Origin of the sequence: Ramlibacter sp. (genome assembly GCF_036676645.1) — a bacterium.
In the GTDB taxonomy this organism is placed as follows: Bacteria; Pseudomonadota; Gammaproteobacteria; order Burkholderiales; family Burkholderiaceae_C; genus Ramlibacter.
The window spans coordinates 1-2,290 of the sequence record NZ_JAKFCM010000060.1 but is presented as its reverse complement, the minus strand read 5'-3'; the positions used below and the strand labels follow the sequence as shown (position 1 = coordinate 2,290).

Genomic DNA, 2,290 nt, shown 5'->3' with positions numbered 1-2,290 from the left:
CGCCGCGCGGCGCACCCTGGCCCTGCGCATGAAGCTGCGCGCCACCCGCCAGGTCAAGCAGACCTTGCTGGCGCTGGACACCGCCCGCCTGCTGGCCAAGCACCGTGCTTTTTCACAGGCGGCCGCGCAGAGCATTGTGCGTGGCCTGGCGCTGGAGCTGCTGAACGATGCGCACGATCCGGCGCAGTTGCAGCAAGCCTGGTTTTCGCTGGATGAGAGCGAGCGGGCCATGCCCGAGCTGGTGGTACATGCGGCATCGCGGCTGATGGCGCTGCATGGCGACGCCGGGCTGGCGCGCACGTGGCTGCTGCAGGTGTGGGACCGCATGATAGAGCCGCGCTCGGAGATCGGCGACAACCTGCGCATCAAGCTGATCACGGTGCTGGAAGCTGGTCTGGACTCCCTGGATGCGGCCTGGCTGGCGCGCATTGAAGCGGCGCAGATCAGCCGGCCGCGCGACGCCAATCTGCAGTACCTGGCCGGCATGGCCTGCCTGAACCGTCAGCTGTGGGGCAAGGCCCGCCAGTTGCTCTCGCAAGCCGCCATGGGCCTGCAGGATGCCACGCTGCACCGCAATGCCTGGCGGGCGCTGGCGGTGCTGGCCGAGCAGCGTGAGGATGAGCCGGCGGCGGCGCAGGCCTACAAGCGCGCTGCCCAGCTGTAGAGGCGCCAGGCCCTGCTGCCCAAGCCCCTGGTGGCCGGGTGCCGCTGCACCGCGCCATGGGCACCGCACATGTCCCGGAACGCCGGCGCAATGCGTCGAACAGGCAAAGAAAAAGCCCCGCACGCGGGGCCTTTTCAGGAGGCTGAGGGCCAGGCCAGTGGCTGGCCCGCCGGTCCATCAGGCGGCTGGTTGCTCAAAGGGCAGCGCCATTGAGCCCAGATCGCGTTTGGTCTCCACCAGCACCAGCGGACCTTCATCGGACACCGCCAGGGGCGGGCGCTCGCGCGGCACATGCGCCGGTTTGATTTCAGCAGCGATGGCGGCTTGCGCCTCGGCAATCTTGGCTGCATCGGAGTTGACCCACTGCAGGCCTGAAGACGCGGCCACCTGGGCCAGGTCCTGCAGGGGCAGGGCGTAGGCCTGGACCTTGGGCAGCGTGATGCCGGCTGCTGCGGGCGCAGGTACTGGCATGGGCGCCACCACTGGCGCGGCAACAGCGACTGGCGCCGTGTAGGCAGGCGCGGGAACCTGAACCGGGGCCGGAGCAGGAACATTTGCCGAAGGGGTTGCCGGTGCTGCAAATTCAGCAGCGACTGGCGTACGCTCTTCCTGGGCTGGCGCCTGAGTTGGCGCTGAACCGGCGGGTGCGGCGGTGCCCTCGGCGGGCTGCTCGCTGCGCTCGCCATTTTCACCGCGCTCCTCGCCACGCTCGCGCCGGTCGCGGCCGTAGCGGTCACGGCTGCGGCGTTCACGGGGCTGACGTTGCTCGTCTGCCGGGCCAACGCCCTGGCCATTTTGGTCCTGCGCCAGCGCCTGGCCGGTCTCGCCGAGTGCCACTGCAGCCATAGGCGCGGCTTCACCGCTCACGATATTGCCAGCGGTGTCGGCGCCCGGGCTCTGGCCCTCGGTGCGTTCGCCGCGGCGATCATTGCGGCGGCCACCGCGCTCTCCACCCCGTTCACCGCGCTCGCGGCGGCCTTCGCCCCGTCCTTCGCGTCCGCCCTGCTGGCGATCACCGTCACGGCCGGCTTCCTGGGCGGGCCTGTCCTGTCCCTGCACGGCAGCCTCGCCACCCATGGCTGCGGCCATGGCGGCCTGGTTGGCCAATGCGAGATCCTGCTCTACCGCATCGCGCGGGATGCGGTCGCCGCGTTCGCGGCGGTTGCGGTCACCACGGCCCTCGCCACGGCCGTCGGTGCGACCTTCGCTGCGGGGCTGGCCTTCGCCGCGATTGTCAGCGCGGGCTTCAGGGCGTGCTTCCCCGGCGGAACGCTCCTGGCGTGCGCCTTCGCCGCGTGCTTCGGGACTGCGTTCACGGCGTTCGCCGCCGCGACCCTCGCCCCGGTCGCCCCGACCTTCAGGGCGGCCCTCCGGACGTGCCTCGCCACGTCCTTCACCACGACTGCGGCCACCACGGCGGCCATCGCGGCCACCGCGCTCTGAACGTTCGCCTCGCTCGCCGCGTTCGCCACGTCCATCACGTCGTGCCTCGCCGCCGCGCTCTTCTTTTTTCACTTCAATGGCAGGCGCAGCAGCCGGCGCTTCGGCGCCGCCGAACAGGCTCTTGATCCAGCCAAAGAAGCCTTTTTCGGCCGCCACGTGGGCTGGCGCTGCAGGCGCTGGGCG

3 protein-coding genes are annotated in these 2,290 nt (G+C 70.7%); 2 read left to right on the top strand and 1 reads right to left on the bottom strand.

The annotated features are described in order from the left end of the window. Positions 1 to 664, top strand: a 664-nt coding sequence (locus V6M57_RS09710) for a heme biosynthesis protein HemY (protein ID WP_442968805.1), incomplete at its 5' end; no start/stop codon positions are given. A gap of 177 nt (positions 665 to 841) precedes the next feature. Here V6M57_RS09710 and V6M57_RS09705 read toward each other — a convergent pair. Next, positions 842 to 1,135: a hypothetical protein gene (locus tag V6M57_RS09705; protein WP_332814785.1), complete on the bottom strand. Its 294-nt coding sequence runs from the start codon at positions 1,133 to 1,135 to the stop codon at positions 842 to 844. A 291-nt stretch (positions 1,136 to 1,426) separates the two neighbouring features. On the opposite strand from V6M57_RS09705, the gene V6M57_RS09700 reads away from it, so the two are divergent. Continuing rightward, entirely contained in the window at positions 1,427 to 2,107 is a 681-nt protein-coding gene (locus tag V6M57_RS09700) for a hypothetical protein (RefSeq protein ID WP_332814784.1), read from the top strand. Positions 2,108 to 2,290 lie beyond the last annotated feature (183 nt).

Excerpts from the sequence above, each read along its gene's own strand:
- V6M57_RS09705 (WP_332814785.1), bottom strand. The coding sequence starts at position 1,135 with ATGCCAGTACCTGCGCCCGCAGCAGCCGGCATCACGCTGCCCAAGGTC.